The sequence below is a fragment of the Streptomyces sp. NPDC002490 genome, assembly GCF_040296045.1.
In the GTDB taxonomy this organism is placed as follows: Bacteria; Actinomycetota; Actinomycetes; order Streptomycetales; family Streptomycetaceae; genus Streptomyces.
The window spans coordinates 1-4,956 of sequence record NZ_JBEOWM010000111.1 but is presented as its reverse complement, the minus strand read 5'-3'; the positions used below and the strand labels follow the sequence as shown (position 1 = coordinate 4,956).

Annotated in this window: 3 protein-coding genes and 2 pseudogenes; all 5 read left to right on the top strand. The window is 72.0% G+C overall.

What is annotated here, in order from left to right:
* A pseudogene (locus ABT092_RS30725) lies at positions 1-95 on the top strand (ATP-binding protein); the annotation flags it as partial.
* A gap of 365 nt (positions 96-460) precedes the next feature.
* The gene (locus tag ABT092_RS30720; protein ID WP_351249767.1) at positions 461-3,715 is read left to right on the top strand and encodes a sensor histidine kinase; all 3,255 of its coding nucleotides are present in this window, start codon (positions 461-463) and stop codon (positions 3,713-3,715) included.
* Positions 3,716-3,725: 10 nt separating this feature from the next.
* Positions 3,726-4,139 carry a roadblock/LC7 domain-containing protein gene (locus ABT092_RS30715; RefSeq protein ID WP_351249765.1) on the top strand — a complete coding sequence of 138 codons (414 nt, stop codon included), beginning with the start codon at positions 3,726-3,728 and terminating at the stop codon, positions 4,137-4,139.
* A gap of 154 nt (positions 4,140-4,293) precedes the next feature.
* Positions 4,294-4,899 carry a DUF742 domain-containing protein gene (locus ABT092_RS30710; protein WP_351249763.1) on the top strand — a complete coding sequence of 202 codons (606 nt, stop codon included), beginning with the start codon at positions 4,294-4,296 and terminating at the stop codon, positions 4,897-4,899.
* Positions 4,880-4,956: pseudogene (locus tag ABT092_RS30705) on the top strand (ATP-binding protein); the annotation flags it as partial. The gene ABT092_RS30710 and the pseudogene ABT092_RS30705, both read left to right, overlap by 20 nt.

Below are 4,956 nucleotides of genomic sequence, written 5' to 3'. Positions count from 1 at the left end.
CACCCATCATCACCACCGACGCACGCCACCGCGCCGACGCCAAGAGCGCCCTCATCACCCTCGTCGAACACGCCCTCATGGCACGACTCCGCTAGACCGCCCCGGGCGGTGGCCAAGTCATCCCCGACGAGAGCGAGTTACCCGGGGCAAACGACATCACATGTGCCGTGCGCCACGGCCGGCGGGGGCGTTCATAACGTTTCGAAAGAGAATTGCCCCGACGTCACCACGGGTGGCGACCACCCGGTGCCGCTGCGCCACCAGAGCCCCGCCTTTTGGCGGGGCTCGCTCTTTATGACCGTTTTATCTGGACCGGGCGGGCTCCGGAATCCTCGCTTCCGACTGTTTGGATTCGCCCACCCTGACGTGCTGGAATGCGCTGAACTGCCCGGTAGCCACGGGCAGCCCGGAGACGATGCGGCACGAGGAACGGTGCCGGCACCGAGAGGTTGTTGGTCGAGTGAGGCGAGGCAAGAACAGTCGCCCCGAGCCGTCGGCACGGGGCAACTTCACCCCGCCGTCCACCGCGGCGGCACCCCCGGCGGGCCCGGACGGGCCCGCGCCCGACCTCGGAGCCGGCTCCGCTCCGACGCACCGGACGGCGGGGCGGCTGTCCCCGCGCAACTGGCGCGTACCCGCCCGGCTGAACGCCATTCTGCTGATCCCCGTGCTGGTGGGGCTGGTGATGGGCGGCTTCCAGGTCAAGGGGTCCATCGACACCTGGCAGGAGGCCGAGGACGCCGCGGCCACCGCCCGGCTGGTGCGCTCCGCCCTCACCTACGCCAACCGACTGCTGGACGAACGGGACGTCTCCGCGGCGCCCCTGCTCCGGGGCCGGCCCGACGACCCGGCCATCGCCGAGGCCCGCAAGGCGACCGACGAGGCCGCCGCCGAGTTCGACGTCGCCACCCGGCACATGCCGGACAGCCCCAGCCTCAAGCGGCGGCTGGAGACCTTCCGCAAGGTCGAGGGCGACCTCGTCGAGCTGCGGACCTCCGCGTACACCGGCCGACTGCCCGGCGTCCGCACCGAGGAGGGCTACGTCGCGGTCCAGCACCCGCTGATGGAGTTCGCCAACGAGCTCGGCCTCGGCACCAGCAACGTCACCGCCTACGGGCGGACCGTCTACGCGATCTCGCTCGGCAAGGCCTCCGTCTCGCTGCAACGTTCGGTCGGCATGCACCTGCTCGTCGCACCCGGTCCGAGCGCCGCCCACCTGAACCAGCAGAAGCTGGCCCTCAGCAGCTACGCGTACCTCGAACGCATCGCCATGGACGAGTACGCGGGTGGTGGCACCCCCGAGGACGTGGCCGAGCTGAAGCGGGTGACCGACAAGGTCCTGGCCGACGTCGAGAAGATGGCCGCGGAGGCGAAGGAGGCCGCGGACGCCCGGGACCGGACGTACACGGCCCCGCCCTCCGCCACCGACATGGTCGCCCAGATGGCGGCGCTGCCGGACACCGGGCGCGAAGCCCGGGCGGAACTCGCCGAGGAGGGCGTCACCCCGGACAACTGGTGGGCGGTGAGCACCCTCAAGTTCGACGGGTACCGCACCATCGAGGCCGACCTCGCGGACAAGGCGGTGGACGAGGCGGCCCGGATCGCGGACGGCGCCCAGCGCGACGCGATCCTCACCGGTTCGGCCGTGGTGATCGCCCTGTTGACCGCGTTCCTGCTGGCCGGACTCGTGGCCCGGCAGATGAGCCACTCCATGAACCGGCTGCGCACCGCCGCCTTCCAGGTCGCCGAAGAGCGCCTGCCGCTGCTGGTGGACCAGTTGTCGCGGGCCGAGCCCGGCCGGGTGGACACCCGGGTTCAGCCGATCCCGATCCACTCCACGGACGAGATCGGCGAGGTCGCCCGGGCCTTCGACCAGGTGCACCGGGAAGCGGTCCGGCTCGCCGCCGAACAGGCCCTGCTGCGCGGCAACATCAACGCGATCTTCACCAACCTCTCCCGCCGCAACCAGTCCCTGGTCGAGGGCCAACTGACCCTGATCACGGAGCTGGAGAACAACGAGGCGGACCCCGACCAGTTGGCGAGCCTGTTCCGGCTGGACCACCTCGCCACCCGGATGCGGCGCAACGGCGAGAACCTCCTCATCCTCGCCGGTGAGGAGCCCGGCAGCCGCTGGGACCAGGCGATCTCGCTGGTGGACGTGTTGCGCGCGGCCTCCTCGGAGGTGGAGCAGTACGACCGCATCGAGCTGTCCGGGGTGCCGGAGGCCGAGGTCCACGGCCGGGCGGTCACCGACCTGGTGCACCTGCTGGCCGAACTGCTGGAGAACGCCACCTCGTTCTCCTCCCCCCAGACCAGGGTCAGGGTCACCGCGACCCGGCTGCCGGACGCCCGGATCATGATCGAGATCCATGACAAGGGCATCGGCCTGGCCGCCGAGGACTTCGCGGACATCAACCACCGGTTGGCCGATCCGCCGACCGTGGACGCGGCGATATCCCAACGGATGGGGCTGTTCGTGGTCGGCCGGTTGGCCGACCGGCACGGCGTCCGCGTCCAGCTCCGGCCCTCCGGCGAGCAGGCCGGCACCACCTCGCTGGTCATGCTGCCGGCGGCGCTGACCTCCGGCGCGGCCCCGGCGGACCCCGGTCCGCACGGGTCCACCGGATTCGCGGACGCCCCGGGCGACGGCGAGTTCACCGTCCCGCCGATGATCCCGGAGCAGCGGGACGTGCCCGCCGCCCCGCTGCGGACCGCCGCGGACCTGGGCTTCGACGACAGCCGCTACCCGCAGGCGTCGGAGGCCGCCGGGGCACCGCACCCCGCGGTCGGCGCCGAGGAGACGGGCACCCACCCGCAGCCGCACGGGCACCCCGTGCCGTTCCCGCACCCGCAGGACGCGACCGGTGGCTACCCGGCGCCGCAGTCGACCGCTCATCCGGGTCAACCCCTGGACGGCTACGGTCGACCCGGGGCTCCGGCCGGCCCCGCGTACCCGGAGCGTCCGGCGCACTCGACGTACGGGACGCACCAGGCGCCCGCGGATCCCTTTTTCCCGGCCCCACCGGTCAGCGGGCATCTCAACGCCCCTCAGGAACGGTCGTATCCGGAAGACGACCGACGGATTCCAGACGGAATCGCAGCGGAACCGTTCGAGGGTTACGCCGACCCGACCCACCAGGCAGGCTGGCAGCACCAGCCGGGGCCGCCCGTGCCTCCCGTGGAAACCCCCATGGGGTATCCGGAATCGGTCCGGCCCGCTGACGCGGACGCCGCCGAACGCGTAGGCTTCGCTCGTCCGGAACCGACCGCTACCGCTGGTCACGGGGTGACCGACGTCGGTCTGCCCCGTCGCAGCTCCGTGCCGGGCGCCGACGGCGAACCGGCCGGCGAACGGCGGTGGCCGGAGCCGGACGGGCATGTCGGGGAGGACGGGAGCGGGGGCGGCGGTGACTGGCGTTCGGCCAACGACGACCGGTGGCAGCGTGCCGAGCAGCTCCGCAGGCCCAAGGCCGGCGGGGTCACCGCTTCGGGACTGCCGCGGCGCGTGCCCAAGGCCAATCTGGTCGAGGGCACTGCGGAACAGACCCCGCAGGGCGGCCCGCAGGTCTCCCGCGCTCCCGAGGACGTCCGGGGCAGGCTCAGCAACCTGCGCCGGGGGGTCCAGCGGGGGCGCCGGGCGGGAAGTGAGAAGAACGGCCAGACCACGGGCGACGAGCCCGGTGGTTCTGGGAGCACCTACCACCAGGAGCGTTAGTGTGAGCCCGATGAGCCAGGCGGCACAGAACCTGAACTGGTTGATCACCAACTTCGTGGACAACACCCCCGGGGTGTCCCACACCGTGGTGGTCTCCGCCGACGGACTCCTTCTGGCGATGTCCGAAGGCTTCCCCCGGGACCGGGCCGACCAACTCGCGGCGGTCGCCTCCGGCCTCACCTCGCTGACCGCGGGCGCCTCGCGGATCTTCGAGGGCGGCAGCGTGAACCAGACCGTGGTGGAGATGGAGCGCGGCTTCCTCTTCATCATGTCCATCTCGGACGGTTCCTCGCTGGCCGTCCTGGCGCACCCCGATGCCGACATCGGCCTCGTCGGCTACGAGATGGCCCTGCTCGTCGACCGCGCGGGCTCGGTGCTCACCCCCGACCTGCGCGCCGAACTCCAGGGCAGCCTGCTCAACTGAGCGGTGTCCGCGGGCGGTTCCGGGACGGGGGATACTTCCCGGACGGTCTGCCCCCGCCGACGGCCGGGCGGTGCGCCGGCACGTCCCGGGGCCGTAAGGTTTCGGGACGCGGCTCCACACGGTCGGACGCCCGGCACAGCAGGAGGAGGAAGAAGTGGCAACACCCCCGGAGGGTTCCCCGGGCCGCTGGCCCCGCGGCCATCAGCAACACGACGGTCCGTGGAACCCGTACGACTTCCCCTCCGCACCGAGCAACCGTCCGCAGCGGCCGTACTCCTCCGCACCGCCTCCCTCGTACCACCCCTCGCAGCGGCCACAGGGTCCCTCGCCCCGTGACCCGCACGCACCGCACGTCCCCCGTGCGACCCCCGTGTACCCCCAGCGCAGGACGCCGGAACCGGCCCCTGCGGGCTCCGCGAGCAACCCCCTCGTACGTCCGTACGCCATGACCGGCGGTCGGACCAGGCCGCGGTACCAGCTCGCCCTTGAGGCGCTGGTCCACACCACCGCACAACCGCACCAGCTCCAGGGACAGTTGCCTGAGCACCAGCGGATTTGCCAGCTCTGCCGTGAGGTCAAGTCGATCGCCGAGGTCTCGGCGTTGCTGACGATCCCTCTCGGCGTGGCCAGGATCCTCGTCGCCGACTTGGCGGAGGCGGGACTGGTCGCCATTCATCAGCCCGGCGGCGACGACAGCGCCGGCGGCCAGCCAGATGTGACATTGCTCGAAAGGGTGCTCAGTGGACTTCGCAAGCTCTAGCGGCGGGGCCGCCCGGTCGACCACCAGCGCGAAGATCGTGGTGGCGGGCGGCTTCGG